15 protein-coding genes are annotated in these 15531 nt (G+C 54.6%); 3 read left to right on the forward strand and 12 right to left on the reverse strand.

Annotation, left to right across the window (positions count from 1 at the left end; translation table 11 throughout):
- Window positions 1–150: 150 nt before the first annotated feature.
- From hemG to pepQ, 4 genes are read right to left on the reverse strand one after another with little or no spacing between them, the layout of a single operon-like run.
- Entirely contained in the window at window positions 151–693 is a 543-nt protein-coding gene (hemG, locus tag ACTU3N_RS18100; protein WP_443087517.1) for a menaquinone-dependent protoporphyrinogen IX dehydrogenase, read from the reverse strand.
- A 12-nt stretch (window positions 694–705) separates the two neighbouring features.
- Complete coding sequence (gene trkH, locus ACTU3N_RS18105) at window positions 706–2157, reverse strand: Trk system potassium transporter TrkH (RefSeq protein WP_443087518.1); 1452 nt, start codon at window positions 2155–2157, stop codon at window positions 706–708.
- 40 nt (window positions 2158–2197) lie between these two features.
- Window positions 2198–2812: an IMPACT family protein gene (locus tag ACTU3N_RS18110; RefSeq protein ID WP_443087519.1), complete on the reverse strand. Its 615-nt coding sequence runs from the start codon at window positions 2810–2812 to the stop codon at window positions 2198–2200.
- Window positions 2812–4146 carry a Xaa-Pro dipeptidase gene (gene pepQ, locus ACTU3N_RS18115; protein ID WP_443087520.1) on the reverse strand — a complete coding sequence of 445 codons (1335 nt, stop codon included), beginning with the start codon at window positions 4144–4146 and terminating at the stop codon, window positions 2812–2814. The genes ACTU3N_RS18110 and pepQ overlap by 1 nt, the downstream gene beginning before the upstream one ends.
- 185 nt (window positions 4147–4331) lie before the next feature.
- On the opposite strand from pepQ, the gene fadB reads away from it, so the two are divergent.
- Window positions 4332–6521 (forward strand): fatty acid oxidation complex subunit alpha FadB, encoded by a 2190-nt coding sequence (gene fadB / locus ACTU3N_RS18120; RefSeq protein ID WP_443087521.1) that lies wholly within the window; start codon window positions 4332–4334, stop codon window positions 6519–6521.
- A gap of 9 nt (window positions 6522–6530) precedes the next feature.
- Window positions 6531–7694 (forward strand): acetyl-CoA C-acyltransferase FadA, encoded by a 1164-nt coding sequence (gene fadA / locus ACTU3N_RS18125; RefSeq protein WP_443087522.1) that lies wholly within the window; start codon window positions 6531–6533, stop codon window positions 7692–7694.
- 282 nt (window positions 7695–7976) lie between these two features.
- Here the strand turns inward: fadA and fre are convergent, their stop codons facing one another.
- Complete coding sequence (gene fre, locus ACTU3N_RS18130) at window positions 7977–8678, reverse strand: NAD(P)H-flavin reductase (RefSeq protein ID WP_443087523.1); 702 nt, start codon at window positions 8676–8678, stop codon at window positions 7977–7979.
- Window positions 8675–10174, reverse strand: a complete 1500-nt coding sequence (ubiD, locus tag ACTU3N_RS18135; protein WP_443087524.1) for a 4-hydroxy-3-polyprenylbenzoate decarboxylase — start codon at window positions 10172–10174, stop codon at window positions 8675–8677. Before ubiD ends, fre begins: the two co-directional genes overlap by 4 nt.
- A gap of 177 nt (window positions 10175–10351) precedes the next feature.
- Here ubiD and rfaH point away from each other — a divergent pair, with 177 nt between their 5' ends.
- Window positions 10352–10840, forward strand: coding sequence for a transcription/translation regulatory transformer protein RfaH (gene rfaH, locus ACTU3N_RS18140; protein ID WP_443087525.1), 489 nt, complete (start codon window positions 10352–10354; stop codon window positions 10838–10840).
- A gap of 1 nt (window position 10841) precedes the next feature.
- Here the strand turns inward: rfaH and tatD are convergent, their stop codons facing one another.
- The 6 genes from tatD to ubiJ form a co-directional block, all read right to left on the reverse strand.
- Complete coding sequence (tatD, locus tag ACTU3N_RS18145; protein WP_443087526.1) at window positions 10842–11621, reverse strand: 3'-5' ssDNA/RNA exonuclease TatD; 780 nt, start codon at window positions 11619–11621, stop codon at window positions 10842–10844.
- Window positions 11622–11661: 40 nt separating this feature from the next.
- Window positions 11662–12420, reverse strand: coding sequence for a Sec-independent protein translocase subunit TatC (tatC, locus tag ACTU3N_RS18150; protein ID WP_443087527.1), 759 nt, complete (start codon window positions 12418–12420; stop codon window positions 11662–11664).
- A 2-nt stretch (window positions 12421–12422) separates the two neighbouring features.
- Window positions 12423–12932, reverse strand: a complete 510-nt coding sequence (gene tatB / locus ACTU3N_RS18155; protein ID WP_443087528.1) for a Sec-independent protein translocase protein TatB — start codon at window positions 12930–12932, stop codon at window positions 12423–12425.
- A gap of 3 nt (window positions 12933–12935) precedes the next feature.
- The gene (gene tatA / locus ACTU3N_RS18160) at window positions 12936–13190 is read right to left on the reverse strand and encodes a Sec-independent protein translocase subunit TatA (protein WP_443087529.1); all 255 of its coding nucleotides are present in this window, start codon (window positions 13188–13190) and stop codon (window positions 12936–12938) included.
- Between the two features lie 95 nt (window positions 13191–13285).
- Window positions 13286–14926, reverse strand: a complete 1641-nt coding sequence (gene ubiB, locus ACTU3N_RS18165) for a ubiquinone biosynthesis regulatory protein kinase UbiB (RefSeq protein ID WP_443087530.1) — start codon at window positions 14924–14926, stop codon at window positions 13286–13288.
- Entirely contained in the window at window positions 14923–15528 is a 606-nt protein-coding gene (gene ubiJ, locus ACTU3N_RS18170; protein WP_443087531.1) for a ubiquinone biosynthesis protein UbiJ, read from the reverse strand. Before ubiJ ends, ubiB begins: the two co-directional genes overlap by 4 nt.
- Between the last annotated feature and the right edge of the window lie 3 nt (window positions 15529–15531).

The following is a 15531-nucleotide window of genomic DNA, read 5'->3' on the forward strand; positions in this document are numbered from 1 at the left end:
CTGATTAATTTCAGATTTCTTCGCCTGACAGGCCGATGTGTTTGCCGTTGTGCCGTGTCAGTGGAGGCGCATTATAGGGAGATAATTTCCGCTGGCAACCCCTAATTTGAAAAAAGTTTTCAACCGTTTATTTTTCACACACAGCGCCGGTTAATCAGCCGATTTCTGCTTCATTTGGGCGACTTCCTGCGCAAAACTCGCCACCTGCTGCCAATCGGTGTACACCACTTCTTTACTGGAATCTGTTTCACCGCCGGTCATTTTCATAATGAGCTGGATCATCAGCCGGTCGAACCACCGATATTGTGGGTAGCGCAACGCGCCTGCAAATACCGCGCATTGGTCCGGTTGCCACGGCGACGCAATCAAAAACTTGCGCGTATAGCTGTTCGTTTGTGGCGTACATTTTTCAGGCTTGCGCGCGACCAGATTCACGGAGTAAAACGCGCTCGGCAAGTGATTCAGGACATGTTGATGCTTTTTTACGAAGCGTTCCAGCGCCGGATGGAAATGCCCATAGCGAATCGACGCACCGATAACCACCCGCTCATACTTATCCCAGCTTATCTCCTGGGCACGGTTCAGGTTCACCACATCGGTATCCACACCGATCTCTTTCAGTTCAGAAGCCAAATAAGATGCAATTTCCCGCGTTTGCCCGTCGCGGGTCGAGAAAAGAATCAATGTTTTCACGTAAAACAACCTTTATTCACGCCAGAACGTTGGAGTAAACAACACCAGCAGGGTGAAGACCTCCAGACGACCAAACAGCATATTCGCGATGAGTACCCACTTCGCCACCGGGTTCATACTGGCAAAGTTATCCGCCACAATGCCAAGCCCCGGCCCCAGGTTATTGAGCGTTGCCACCACGGAGGCGAAAGCAGAGAAATCGTCCACGCCCGTTGCGATAATCGCCAGCATGCTGACAATAAACACGAGCGCATAAGCGGAGAAGAACCCCCATACCGCTTCAAGGATACGTTCCGGCAGCGCACGGTTGCCAAGTTTGATGCTGTACACCGCATTCGGGTGTACCAGGCGTTTAAGTTCACGGTTCCCTTGCTTAAACAGCAACAGAATACGGATAACTTTCAAGCCGCCACCGGTCGAACCCGCACAGCCACCAATGAACGCTGAACACAACAGCAGCACAGGCAGGAACAGCGGCCAGCGCGCGATGCTATCGGTAGTAAAGCCCGCGGTCGTCGCCATCGACACCACCTGGAAAAACGCCTGGTTAACGGTGGTCACTACTGAACTGTAGACGTCATGGAACCAAAGCACCACGGTACAAATGACGACAAGCGTCAACTGCACACCAATAAACATGCGAAATTCCGGATCGCGCCAGTAAACTTTCAGGTTACGCCCGCTGAGCAAAGAAAAGTGCAGGCCATAGTTACAGCCTGAAATCAGCAGGAAAATGGCGATGATGGTGTTGATGGTCGGACTATCAAAATAGCCGATGCTGGCATCGTGCGTGGAAAAACCGCCAATCGCAATGGTTGAGAAGCTGTGCCCTATCGCATCGAAGGCTGGCATACCGGCGAACCAGAGCGCCAGCGCGCAGGCAACCGTCAGGAGCACATAGATAAGCCATAGGGTTTTGGCGGTTTCAGCGATACGCGGACGCATTTTATTATCTTTCAGGGGACCGGGCATTTCGGCGCGATAAAGCTGCATCCCGCCGACGCCCAGAATCGGCAGTATTGCAACGGCGAGCACAATGATCCCCATCCCGCCGAACCATTGCAGCATCTGGCGATAAAATAAAATGGCATGGGGTAAGGAATCCAGCCCCACCAGCGTGGTCGCACCCGTTGTCGTCAGGCCTGAGAAGGACTCAAAAAACGCGTCCGTCACCGTCAGATTAGGACTTTCTGAAAAGATAAACGGCAGCGCACCGACACTCCCCAGCACGGTCCAGAACAGCACCACTATCAAGAAACCCTCGCGGGATTTCAGCTCGCCTTTCTGGCGGCGGTTCGGCCACCACAGCATGGAGCCAATCACCACAGCCACAAGAAATGTCTGGGTAAATGCGCGCCCCGCGCCATCACGGTAAATAAGGGCTACCAGTCCGGGTAAGATCATCGTTCCGGAAAAAAGGATAACCAGCAGTCCAACGATTCGGGTTATGGCGCGAAAATGCATCTCTGCCGCTTCCTTAGGTGTTCAGAAAATCAGGTAGGGATTATTCTTTAGGGTTTAACAATTGCAATGTGCCACGACTAAAATCAGCAAGCCTTGCCGAAAACGCTTCTACTCTGCTGTGAGGAAGCGCCACTCGCAGATGCACGGATGCCTGATAGTCGCTTGTGACAATTTTTCCATCAAATTGCCCAAGCAGCGCTTCGACACCGGCCAGCTGTGCATAATCGCACCACAAAGTATATTCAGTCAGCGGCATTTTGCGGACGGTTGACAGTTGATTAAGCGCCTGTTGCACGCCGCCGCCATAAGCTTTCACCAGCCCGCCGGTACCCAGCAGCACGCCGCCATAATAACGCACAACCACCGCGGTGATTTCACCCACGCCGCTGCCCATAAGTTGTGCGAGCATCGGTTTCCCGGCGGTGCCTGCGGGCTCGCCATCATCGGAGAACCCTAATTGCTGAGAATCATCAGGCGGCCCGGCCACCCACGCCACGCAGTGGTGGCGAGCGTCGGGGTGCGCCGCCCGGGTACTTTCGACAAACGCCTTTGCCGCTTCCACGCCGTCAGTATGGGCCAATAGCGTGATAAAGCGGCTCTTTTTGATCTCCTCGCAAAAGGTGACCGGCGCTGCCGGGATAAGCCAGCTCTCCATTACGCCAGTTTCAAATCCCGCGTCATGTTTTCGATACTGTTTTCGTGGACTACCACATTGTCTTCGATACGAATACCACCAAACGGTTTCAGCGCGTCGATTTTCTGCCAGTTGAAGTGTTTACTCAGCGGCCCGTCGCGCCACGGCACAAGCAGCGACTCGATAAAGTAAAAACCCGGCTCAATGGTCAATACCATGCGCGGTTGCAGCACGCGAGTACAGCGCAGGTAAGGATATTTCGCTGGCGCAGCGAGATGCGTTCCGCTGTCGTCTTGCATAAAGCCTGCAACATCATGAACCTGTAAACCCAGCGGATGGCCAATACCGTGCGGCATAAATGGCCCGGTAATGTTCTGTTCCACCATCGCTTCTTCGCTGATATCCGTCACGATTTGATGGCGACGCAGCAGTTTGGCAATCCGTTGATGGAACTGGATATGGTACTCGACGTAGTTAACGCCTGCTTTCATGGTGCCGATAAGCGCCAGTTGCTCGTCGTTAACATCTTTCACTAACTGCGCGTAGTCAGTGTCGCTATTCGCCGCCCAGGTGCGCGTTAAATCAGCCGCATAACCGTTGTACTCTGCGCCCGCATCCAGCAGGAAGCTACGCATTTCCGCCGGAGCGCGATGATCGAGCTTAGTGTAGTGCAGCACGGCAGCGTGCTCATTCAGCGCCACAATGTTGCTGTACGGCACATCGGTATCGCGATGGCCCGTTGCGGTGAGGTACGCCAGGTTGATATCAAACTCGCTCATACCGGACTGGAACGCTTCATACGCTGCGTGATGGCCGATCACCGCCGTTTTTTGCGCTTCGCGCATACAGGCCAGCTCGTAATCCGTTTTATAAGCACGGTAGTAGTGCAGATAATCAATAACCCCTTGCGGGTTGATATTGTCAGCGCTAATGCCGAGGTTCAGCGCGCGCTCGGCCACCGGGCCAATGTATGCGATGTTGCCACGCGTAGCAGGCAACAAACTGCCGATCCCATCCGCTTTTGGCAGCGCATGCACCTCAACCTCTTCGGTCCAGAAGGAAGTCGGCAGCGGCTCTACGTTGTGCCAGTAATCCACCGGCAGGTAGAACCATAACTTCGGTTTATTGACGCCATCAACCAATAACCAGCAGTTAGGTACCTGGGTTACCGGCACCCAGGCTTTGAACTGCGGATTGACTTTAAAGGGGTAAGCATGATCGTCGAGAAAGGTGTTCAACAGTTCGCCGGAATGAATAAGTAACGCGTCGAGTTTAAAGCGCGCCAGTACATCACGGGTGCGTTCTTGCAAGGTATCTATATGATTTTTATAAAGCGCTGCCAGTGAGTCCATCATTTTTCCTTCTGTTTTTGCGACCTCAGATCCAGGCATATTAGCACACCTGAATATCGCAGGGTGATTTCCGCTGAGCGTGATCCACTCAGCATTTCCTTAAACAGTTATTTGCAATTTTTTAACATAAAAACCACACTCCCTCTCATCTGGTATGACCAGATCCCTTGCGGATTCAGGAGACTGACATGCTCTACAAAGGTAATAACCTCTATCTCGACTGGCTGGAAGATGGCATCGCCGAACTGGTGTTTGATGCCGACGGGTCAGTCAATAAGCTGGATACCGCCACGGTCGCCAGCCTCGGCGACGCGTTGAGCGTGCTGGAAAAACGTACAGATTTACAAGGGCTGCTGCTGCGTTCAAACAAAGCAGCCTTTATTGTCGGTGCCGATATCACCGAATTCCTCTCGTTGTTCCTCGTCCCGGAAGAGCAACTGAGCCAGTGGCTGCACTTCGCAAATAGCGTCTTTAATCGTCTGGAAGATTTACCGGTGCCGACGATTTCTGCGGTGAATGGTTATGCGTTGGGCGGCGGCTGCGAATGCGTGCTGGCTACCGATTATCGCCTGGCAACGCCAGATTTACGCATTGGTCTGCCGGAAACGAAGCTCGGCATTATGCCAGGCTTCGGTGGCTCGGTGCGTATGCCGCGCCTGCTCGGTGCGGATAGCGCGCTGGAAATTATTGCCGCGGGTAAAGACGTTGGCGCAGAGCAAGCGCTGAAAATCGGCCTGGTCGATGGCATCGTAAAAGCTGAAAAGCTGCGCGAGGGCGCGGTGGCGATTCTGCGCCAGGCTATCAAGGGCGAGCTTGACTGGAAGGCGAAACGCCAGCCGAAGCTGGAGCCACTCAAACTCAGCAAAATCGAAGCGACCATGAGTTTTACCATTGCGAAAAGCATGGTGATGCAAACGGCCGGCAAACACTACCCGGCACCGATTACCGCGGTAAAAACCATCGAAGCTGCGGCAACGCTCGGTCGGGACGCGGCGCTGGCGCTTGAGAATCAAAGCTTTGTACCGTTGGCGCATACCAACGAAGCCCGTGCACTGGTCGGTATTTTCCTCAACGATCAATACGTCAAAGGCAAAGCAAAGAAACTGACCAAAAACGTTGAGACGCCTAAGCAGGCGGCGGTGCTGGGCGCCGGGATCATGGGCGGCGGCATTGCTTATCAGTCTGCCTGGAAAGGCGTGCCGGTATTGATGAAGGATATTAATGAAAAATCCCTCACCCTCGGTATCAATGAAGCGGGCAAGCTGCTGAATAAACAGCTTGAGCGCGGCAAAATAGATGGTCTGAAGCTGGCAGGTGTCATTGCGACTATTCAGCCCACGCTTGAGTACGCCGGTTTTGAGCGTGCAGATGTAGTGGTTGAAGCGGTGGTCGAAAACCCGAAAGTGAAAAAAGCCGTGCTGGCGGAAACAGAAGACCACGTGCGCCCGGACACGGTGCTCGCCTCCAACACTTCGACCATTCCGATTAGCGAACTGGCAAGCGTGCTGAAACGCCCGGAAAATTTCTGCGGTATGCACTTTTTTAACCCGGTGCACCGGATGCCGCTGGTTGAGGTGATCCGCGGAGAAAAAACCTCGGACGAAACCCTCGCCAAAGTGGTGGCCTGGGCGAGCAAGATGGGCAAAACGCCAATCGTGGTCAACGATTGCCCCGGTTTTTTTGTTAACCGCGTGCTGTTCCCCTACTTCGCCGGTTTTAGCCAGCTGCTGCGCGACGGCGCGGATTTCCGCAAAGTGGATAAAGTGATGGAGAAGCAGTTCGGCTGGCCGATGGGCCCGGCGTATCTGCTGGATGTGGTGGGCATCGACACCGCGCATCATGCGCAGGCGGTGATGGCGGCAAGCTTCCCGCAGCGTATGCAAAAAGATTATCGCGATGCCATCGATGCGCTGTTTGATGAGAAGCGTTTCGGGCAGAAAAACGGTGTCGGTTTCTGGCGCTATAAAGAAGACAGCAAAGGAAAACCGAAGAAAGAAGAAGATAGCGCGGTCGATGAGCTGCTGGCCGGTGTCAGCAAGGGCAAACAGAACTTCAGCGATGAAGAAATTATTGCCCGCATGATGATCCCGATGGTCAATGAGGTCGTGCGTTGCCTGGAAGAAGGCATCATCGCAAGCCCGGCGGAAGCGGATATGGCGCTGGTATACGGCCTGGGCTTCCCTCCTTTTCACGGCGGCGCGTTCCGCTGGCTCGACACGCTGGGCAGCGCGAAGTACCTCGATATGGCGCAGCGCTATCAGCATCTTGGCCCGCTTTATGACGTCCCGGCGGGGCTGCGCGAGAAAGCGAGCCACAACGAACCTTATTACCCTGCGGTTGAACCTGCACGCCCGGTGGGCGCTTTGAAAACGGCTTAAGGAGTCACAATGGAAAAAGTTGTCATTGTCGATGCGATTCGCACCCCGATGGGCCGTTCAAAAGGCGGAGCATTTCGCAACGTGCGCGCGGAGGATCTCTCCGCGCATTTAATGCGCAGCCTGTTGGCGCGCAACCCGGCGCTGGAGGCCAGCGCTATCGATGATATCTATTGGGGTTGTGTACAGCAGACGCTGGAGCAGGGTTTCAATATCGCCCGTAATGCCGCGCTGTTGGCCGAGATCCCGCATTCTGTCCCGGCGACGACCGTCAACCGTCTGTGCGGGTCGTCGATGCAAGCGCTGCACGATGCTGCGCGTATGATAATGACCGGCGATGCGCAGGTTTGCATGGTCGGTGGCGTGGAGCATATGGGTCATGTGCCGATGAGCCACGGTATCGATTTTCACCCTGGCCTGAGTCGTAATGTGGCCAAAGCAGCAGGCATGATGGGTTTGACGGCTGAAATGTTGTCCCGCATGCACGGTATCAGCCGCGAAATGCAGGACGCCTTTGCGGCGCGTTCGCACGCGCGAGCATGGGCAGCCACGCAGTCCGGCGCGTTTAAAGGCGAGCTTATCCCAACCGGCGGGCACGACGCGGATGGCGTGCTGAAACAGTTTAATTATGATGAGGTGATCCGCCCGGAAACAACGGTGGAAGCGCTTTCTTCGCTGCGCCCGGCGTTCGATCCGGTAAACGGTACAGTAACGGCGGGCACCTCGTCGGCGTTGTCAGATGGTGCCGCCGCGATGCTGGTGATGAGCGAGAGCCGCGCCCGCGAGCTGGGCTTAGCGCCACGCGCGCTCGTGCGCTCAATGGCGGTCGTCGGCTGCGATCCGTCGATTATGGGTTATGGCCCGGTTCCGGCGTCAAAACTGGCGCTGAAAAAGGCCGGGCTGGCGGCGAGCGATATCTCTCTGTTTGAGATGAACGAAGCATTTGCGGCGCAGATCCTGCCATGTATTAAAGATCTGGGGCTGATGGAGCAAATCGACGAGAAGATCAACCTTAACGGCGGCGCGATCGCACTGGGTCACCCGCTGGGTTGCTCCGGGGCGCGTATTAGCACCACGCTGCTGAACCTGATGGAACGCAAAGACGCACAGTTTGGTCTGGCGACAATGTGCATCGGTTTAGGTCAGGGGATCGCCACGGTTTTCGAACGGGTTTAACACGCTTTCTTTGCCATGACAGCGTTATGGCGCAGATAAAATTTGGTTGCCGTTTCCCGCCTGTCAGGGGCGGGTTTTTTGTTTTTATCGTGAGATTTTTTCAGCCACCTCGGATGCCCTTCTCGCTCACTTTTCTGTTAAGTCTTTTCACTCATTGCTCTATCAAGCCGTTGGTTCCGTAGCAAGGCGGCAAGTAAGCGAATCCCTGGAAGCATAGATAACTATGTGACCAGGGTGAGCGAACGCAGCCAACACCGCTACGCAGACAAGGGCGACGATAGATTAGATGAATGCAAAAGCATCCCCAAACAACCTGTCTGCGCGCGCGCCGCGCTCATTACAGAACAGATCGCGGGCGATTTTCGCCATCTCAAACCGCCCGGCGATGTAGATATCCTGATCGGCGAGCGAACCATAATCCTGCAAAACGGCAGCCAGCACGGTTCCGGTACGACCGCGCCAGTCTTCTTCCGGCTGTTCAACCACCGGCACAATACGCAGGTTTTTATGCGTCACCGTTAGCGCTTCCAGCTCGGCCAAATCATAAAGATGCTTCTCTTCCCGACCGCCCCAGTAAATCGTGATGTCACGATCCGGGTTTTGCGCAAGCGACGTCAATAAAATCGAGCGAACGTACGAGAACCCGGTACCGCCTGCAATCAGTATCATCGGGCGATCATCGTCTTCACGTAACCAGGCGTCGCCGTGCGGAATATCGATCACGATTTCGCGGTCTTTCAGAATACGATCCATTACCGCCATAGCGTAGAGGTTAAGTTCAGAGGCACCGATATGCAGTTCGATATAATCGTGCTGGTCTGGTGTCGAGGCCATTGAGAAGGGACGCTTATCCCGCTCGTCCATCACCACCATCAGGTACTGGCCAGCGCGAAAAGAAAAATCCGCTTCCGGCACTAAACGAACGCGGTATACGGTATCCGTAATAGCGTCTACCGAAGTCACTTTACAGCTTAAGATTGTCATGCGATCCCTCTGTCGGGTCTATTTTCGTCGTTCAAGATGGCCAGTTCATCCCAGATAGCGTCGATTCGCGCCGTTACTTCAGGATCTTTTTTGATAGGACGCCCCCATTCACGTTGGGTTTCGCCCGGCCATTTATTCGTGGCGTCCAGGCCCATTTTTGAACCAAGCCCGGAGACAGGCGAGGCAAAATCCAGGTAATCGATTGGCGTATTTTCCACCAGAACCGTGTCCCGAGCGGGGTCCATACGGGTGGTAATCGCCCAGATGACATCATTCCAGTCGCGGGCGTTCACGTCGTCATCGCACACAATCACAAACTTGGTGTACATAAACTGGCGCAAAAATGACCAGACGCCCATCATGACGCGTTTCGCGTGGCCCGCGTATTGTTTCTTCATGGTAACCACCGCCAGACGGTATGAACACCCTTCCGGCGGAAGATAAAAATCAACGATTTCCGGGAACTGCTTTTGCAGAATCGGTACAAACACTTCGTTCAGCGCCACGCCCAGTACCGCTGGTTCATCCGGCGGACGCCCGGTATACGTGGAGTGGTAAATAGCATCTTCGCGCTGAGTAATATGCGTCACGGTAAACACCGGGAAGTTATCGATTTCGTTGTAATAACCCGTGTGATCGCCGTATGGCCCTTCCGGCGCCATTTCGCCCGGCTCAATATAGCCCTCCAGCACGATTTCCGCACTGGCAGGCACTTCAAGATCGTTCGAAACGCACTTCACCACTTCTGTTTTCGTGCCGCGAAGCAGCCCGGCAAACGCATATTCAGAAAGCGTATCCGGCACCGGCGTCACCGCGCCCAGAATGGTTGCCGGGTCGGCGCCCAGCGCCACCGCAACCGGGAAGCGCTCGCCCGGATGCTGCGCCTGCCACTCCTGGAAGTCCAGCGCGCCACCGCGATGCGAGAGCCAGCGCATGATCAGTTTGTTTTTGCCGATCAATTGCTGACGATAAATCCCCAGGTTCTGCCGCTCTTTATGCGGCCCGCGCGTTACGGTCAAACCCCAGGTGATAAGCGGCGCGGCATCTTCCGGCCAGCACTGCATAATAGGAATTTGCGTTAAATCCACCGCATCGCCCTGTATCACTTTTTGCTGACAAGGCGCACCGCGAAGGCGTTTGGTCGGCATGTTTAACACTTGCTTAAACTGCGGAAGCTTATCGAAAAGATCGCGAAAACCTTTAGGTGGCTCAGGCTCTTTCAGAAACGCCAGCAGCTTGCCCACGTCCCGCAACGCGCTGACATCTTCCTGGCCCATACCCAACGCAACGCGGCGCGGCGTACCGAACAAATTACACAGCACCGGCATCGAATAACCTTTAGGATTTTCAAACAACAACGCCGGACCGCCAGCACGCAGCGTGCGATCGGCTATCTCCGTCATTTCCAGGTAAGGATCAACCGCAAGCGTAATGCGCTTTAGCTCGCCCTGCTGCTCCAGCAGCGTCAGAAAATCGCGTAGGTCGTTGTATTTCATGCAGTGTATTATCACCTCCAGATAAGGGCTTTATTATACGATTTTCGTCCGAATATTGCTGACTTTTTGTTAAATTATGGTGAATAACAACACGTTATAGGTACGAGTTATAATCATTTTAGCCATCGCGCTAAGGTTTTGTTATTCTTGCGCCCGAACTTACAAAAAAGAGCCATTATGCGATCCTGGTATTTACTTTACTGCAAACGAGGCCAGCTCCAGCGCGCCCAGGAACACCTTGAACGTCAAGGGGTCAGTTCTCTGACGCCGATGATTGCGCTCGAAAAAATTGTTCGCGGCAAACGCACAACGGTCAATGAGCCGCTCTTTCCTAACTATCTGTTTGTGGAATTCGACCCGGAAGTCATCCACACCACAACGATTAATGCCACGCGTGGCGTCAGTCACTTTGTGCGGTTTGGTATGAATCCGGCCACCGTTCCGTCTTCCGTTATCCATCAGCTTTCTATCTATAAACCGGAAGGCGTTACCGATCCTTCCACCCCTTATCCTGGTGATGATGTGGTTATCACGGAAGGCGCGCTTGAAGGCATTCAGGCGATTTTTAAAGAGCCGGATGGCGAAACGCGCTCGATGTTGCTGCTCCATTTACTCAATAAGCAGGTGCTGCAAAGCGTCAAGAACACCGCTTTTCGCAAAGCCTGACTCAGAACGCAACGCCAAACAGCCGCTTCACATTACCGTCCGTTACCGTACTTAGCCACGCGGGATCGTCTCCGCGCAGCCCGGCAACCGTGGCAAGAATATGGCCCAGGTGAGCGGGTTCGTTACGCCGTGAAACAGGCTTAGGTAAATCGCGCGGCAGGAGATACGGGGCATCGGTCTCGATGAATAACTGCCCGGCCGGGATCAACGGTACCACATCACGCAAGGCAAGGCCGCGGCGCTCATCGCAAACCCAACCGGTAATCCCAAGCGAAATGCCGCGCGCAAGGCATTCCTGCGCTTCTTGCGCCGACCCGGTAAAACAGTGCAGTACTGCGCCCGGCAATTTATCAAGCCACGGATCGAGCAATTCGAGAAAGCGCGCGTGAGCATCCCGGCAATGGAGAAAAACCGGCATCGCCAGCTCGGCGGCAAGCGAGAGCTGCGCGCTAAACGCCGCTTCTTGTTGCGCAGGCGTGGAAAAGTTGCGGTTGAAATCCAGCCCGCATTCGCCAATCGCCACCACCCGTTCTGATGCCGCAAGGCGGTGAAGCGCCTGAGCGGTATCCTCCGTCCAGCCGCTGCTGTCGTGAGGATGCACCCCGGCCGTGGACCAGCAATGCCGGTAGCGCTGCGCCAGTTGCTGCGCCTGCTGGCTTTCATGCAGATTCGTGCCGGTGAGCAGCATGCCGGACACTCCCGCCTCTTGCGCTCGTATAACGACCTCGTCCCGGTCTTTGGCAAACTGGGCGCTGGTCAGATTTACACCAATATCAAACATGCCTTTCCCCATACAACAACCGCCCTGGCGGGCGGTTTAATTACTCTTCGGAGGTTCCGTTTTCTTCTTCCGGCTCGCGCCGTTTTCCCACATAGAAGCGGGCAAAGAACACGCCGACTTCAAACAGGCAGTACATCGGAATGGCCAGTAGTGTCTGCGAGAAGACATCCGGCGGCGTTAACAGCATGCCGACGACGAACGCGCCAACCAGCACGTACGGGCGTTTTTGCCGCAGATCCGCAGGTGTGGTCACACCCATCCAGCAGAGCAAAACAATCGCGACCGGCACTTCAAACGACACGCCAAACGCCATAAACAGCGCCATCACAAAGTTGAGATAGCTGGCGATATCCGTCGAGACCTGTACGCCGACCGGCGCCGTGTGCGTGAGGAACCCGAACGCCAGGGGAAACACCACAAAATAGGCGAACGCCATACCGATATAGAAAAGCAGCGAGCTGGAAACCAGCAGTGGCACCACCAGTCGGCGCTCGTGTTTGTACAACGCCGGTGCGATAAACGCCCAGACCTGGTAAAGGATGACCGGTGCGGACAGGATCAGCGACACCATAAAGGTCAGTTTGATCGGCGTAAAAAACGGTGATGCGACGTCGGTTGCAATCATCGTTGCGCCGTGGGGCATTTGCTTAATCAGCGGCGCAGAAACCACTTGATAGATATCATTCGCGAAGTAAACCAGCGCGAGGAAAATCACAACGACGGCGATAATGCAGTTCAACAGACGCTTGCGCAGCTCAATAAGGTGCGCGATCAGCGGTTGGGTATCGTCTACAGCCATGTTCAGGATTTATCACTTGAAGAAGGTAAGGAGTCAGACACCGGCGCTTTTTTCTCTTCCGGTACTTTTTTCTCTTCGGGAACTTCCGGGGTTTGCGCAACAGAATCGGCCTGATGCTCAGCGCTCGCAGGCGTTACGCCTTCATGCTGCTCTTCATTCCCTTTAACCACCGGGTTGTGGATCGTATGCGCTTCATCACTCGCTTTTTCCGCATCGTCAGCGCTGTAGGAGCGCTTCATCGATTCGGCTGCCTGGCGCAGTTCGTCCATTGACTCTTTTAGCTCCGGCGTCAGGTTTTCCAGGCTGGCTTTTTCCACCTTTTTCAGGCTGTCCTGAAACTCCTGTAGCTTAAGCTCCTGCGTCAGTTCATTTTGCACCGTCGTGGCTAGCGAGCGTAATGCGCGCACCCAGCCCGCAACCGTTCTTACCGCTACGGGTAACCGTTGCGGCCCAAGAACCACCAGACCGATGATGAAAACGAGTAACAGTTCGCCAAAACCTATATCGAACACGAATTACACCTGCTCTTTGTCGTGGCGTTTTTCGTCTTTTTTGGCTTCGTCTGGCTTTTCAGAAATGGATTTCGCCGTAAAATCAGCATCCTGCGCAGACTTATCCTGCTTCTCTTTCTCGTCGTCGCTCATTGCTTTCTTGAAGCCTTTGATCGAGGCACCCAGATCGGAGCCAATCGAACCCAGCTTTTTCGTGCCAAACAGCAGCACAACGATGACTGCAATGATCAACAGCTGCCAAATACTGATACCACCCATACATAATCCTCAAGCCGATGATATTAAAAACAGGCCCCAGTATACACGTTCTGACCCACGCTGCATCTGTACGCCTGCTGCACGGCAACGTTAAGTTAGCGCGTTTTGCGCCACCCCAGCCACCAAATGCAAACGCCGCCGCCCATTAACCATAACGGTTGCAGCCCCCAGTCCGGCCGGTTGATAAGCAGTAATGTTCCGCTTAACAGTAACGTCGCGCCGATGCCGAACAGAAAGCGTGACTGCCCCTGACGCACGTGGTTGACCTGCAACTCGTTGGCGATTTTATCAACGCTCTGTTGTAAATGCTTGCCGTGCTGCAACCCGTGGTAGATAAGCTCCGGCAGTTCTGGCATTTTCTCTATCCAGAACGGCCCTTTCTCTTTCAGCGCCCGCACCAGAGCAGGAATACCTACCTGATCTTTGATCCAGGTTTCGAGAAAAGGTTTCGCCGTTTTCCATAAATCCAGCTGCGGATAGAGCTGGCGACCCACACCTTCAATGTACAGCAACGTTTTTTGCAGCAGCACCAGCTGCGGCTGCACTTCCATATTAAAGCGCCGCGCGGTGTTGAAAAGATTGAGCAGTACGTGACCGAAGGAGATATCCGCGAGCGGTTTTTCGAAAATCGGCTCGCAGACGGTACGGATAGCAAACTCAAACTCTTCAACGTTGGTATCCGGCGGCACCCAGCCGGAATCCACATGCAGCTCGGCCACCTTGCGATAGTCGCGGTTAAAAAAGGCGATAAAGTTTTCTGCCAGGTAGCGTTTGTCTTCTTTATTCAAAGAGCCGACGATACCGCAGTCAATGCCGATGTATTGCGGATCTTCCGGGTGCTCGTAACTGACAAAAATATTGCCAGGGTGCATATCCGCATGGAAGAAACTGTCGCGGAACACCTGGGTGAAAAAGACCTGCACGCCGCGTTCCGCCAGCAGTTTCATATCGGTGCCGTTTTTCTCCAGCGCCGCAACATCCGAAACAGGAATGCCGTAAATGCGCTCCATCACCAGCATGTCCTGGCTACAGTAGTCGGAGTAGATTTCCGGCACGTACAGCATCGGGCTGTTTTCAAAATTACGACGCAGCTGGATAGCGTTAGCCGCTTCGCGCAGCAGATCCAGCTCATCGATTAGCGTTTTTTCGTACTCAAGAACCACTTCGCGCGGGCGCAGGCGACGCCCGTCCGGCAACAGGCGCGGCACCCAGCCTGCCAGGCGATAAATAAGTTTCAGATCCGCTTTGATGACCGGCAGGATATCCGGGCGGATAACCTTAATCACGACCTCTTTGCCGCTCTCTTTTAAGCGTGCCGTATGGACCTGAGCAATCGACGCGGAGGCCAAAGGCTCTATGTCGAAGTCGTCAAACCAGCTTTCAACCGGCAGGCCGCCCATCGCTTTTTCGATCTGTTTTTTAGCAAGTTGGCCATCAAACGGTGCAACGCGATCCTGCAACATGGCCAGTTGATCGGCGATGTGCGGCGGGAACAAATCACGGCGCGTGGAGAGCATCTGCCCAAATTTAATCCATACCGGCCCAAGCTCCTGCAACGCGAGGCGCAGGCGCTCGCCCAGAAGTTTTTCTTTGTGCCGGTTCGGCATCCAGAATAGCGTCCACCGCCAGAAGCGCAGCGGCAGGGTGATACGCATTTTAGGGATGAGTTCATCAAGACCGTAACTTAAAAAAGTCTGGATGATGAAATAGAGGCGCCGTAATTCTCCAGGCGTCATTTGCCCTCCAGTTTATCCAGGCGTTTGGCTAACGCATCGACTGCCCGTTCAACGGCTGCGGTCTCTTCCGCAAACCAGGCGACTTCCAGCGCGCCCGGCGCAACACGCCACTCTTCTGTGAGCACCTCAGAGACATAATGTTTCTGGCGGCGAAAACCGTTTTGCAAAAAACGCGTGCCGCCGCGCAGGAATTTGCTTATCCCCTCGGCGGCGATATCGCCGGTCCAGGGAGCAAGCACTTCGGCAGGATCAAACTCGGCCTGATCCATCAGCGCCACCAGGTTTTGCACTACCTGGATATCGCCCTGCACTTCCAGCTCGCCGCTGCGAATCAGCGCGGTCAGCTGTTGACGGTCGCGCAGCTTGGGTAACACCCGCAGTTGCGTAATGACGGAGCAGTCGGCATCGCCTTCCCACGCGCCCAGTACATCGACCTGACGCTCGCTAAAGACCAGCACGAACGGCGAGGAAAACTCCTGCACCACGATGCGCAGCACTTTGCCGTGCAAACGCGCGCGCGCCGATTTCAGCGCGCCCTCGCGGTATAAAAATGTATTCAACGCGCGCTCAATTGCGGAGGACACCATTGGCTTAAACGGCATACG

Origin of the sequence: Vagococcus sp. WN89Y, from assembly GCF_052220145.1 — a bacterium.
Lineage (GTDB): Bacteria > Pseudomonadota > Gammaproteobacteria > Enterobacterales > Enterobacteriaceae > Kosakonia.

Bases quoted from the DNA above. Each gene is read 5' to 3' on its own strand.
- trkH (WP_443087518.1), bottom strand. From the start codon at position 2,157: ATGCATTTTCGCGCCATAACCCGAATCGTTGGACTGCTGGTTATCCTT.
- ACTU3N_RS18110 (WP_443087519.1), bottom strand. From the start codon at position 2,812: ATGGAGAGCTGGCTTATCCCGGCAGCGCCGGTCACCTTTTGCGAGGAG.
- pepQ (WP_443087520.1), bottom strand. From the start codon at position 4,146: ATGATGGACTCACTGGCAGCGCTTTATAAAAATCATATAGATACCTTG.
- fadB (WP_443087521.1), top strand. From the start codon at position 4,332: ATGCTCTACAAAGGTAATAACCTCTATCTCGACTGGCTGGAAGATGGC.
- fadA (WP_443087522.1), top strand. From the start codon at position 6,531: ATGGAAAAAGTTGTCATTGTCGATGCGATTCGCACCCCGATGGGCCGT.
- fre (WP_443087523.1), bottom strand. From the start codon at position 8,678: ATGACAATCTTAAGCTGTAAAGTGACTTCGGTAGACGCTATTACGGAT.
- ubiD (WP_443087524.1), bottom strand. From the start codon at position 10,174: ATGAAATACAACGACCTACGCGATTTTCTGACGCTGCTGGAGCAGCAG.
- rfaH (WP_443087525.1), top strand. From the start codon at position 10,352: ATGCGATCCTGGTATTTACTTTACTGCAAACGAGGCCAGCTCCAGCGC.
- tatD (WP_443087526.1), bottom strand. From the start codon at position 11,621: ATGTTTGATATTGGTGTAAATCTGACCAGCGCCCAGTTTGCCAAAGAC.
- tatC (WP_443087527.1), bottom strand. From the start codon at position 12,420: ATGGCTGTAGACGATACCCAACCGCTGATCGCGCACCTTATTGAGCTG.
- tatA (WP_443087529.1), bottom strand. From the start codon at position 13,190: ATGGGTGGTATCAGTATTTGGCAGCTGTTGATCATTGCAGTCATCGTT.
- ubiB (WP_443087530.1), bottom strand. From the start codon at position 14,926: ATGACGCCTGGAGAATTACGGCGCCTCTATTTCATCATCCAGACTTTT.
- ubiJ (WP_443087531.1), bottom strand. From the start codon at position 15,528: ATGCCGTTTAAGCCAATGGTGTCCTCCGCAATTGAGCGCGCGTTGAAT.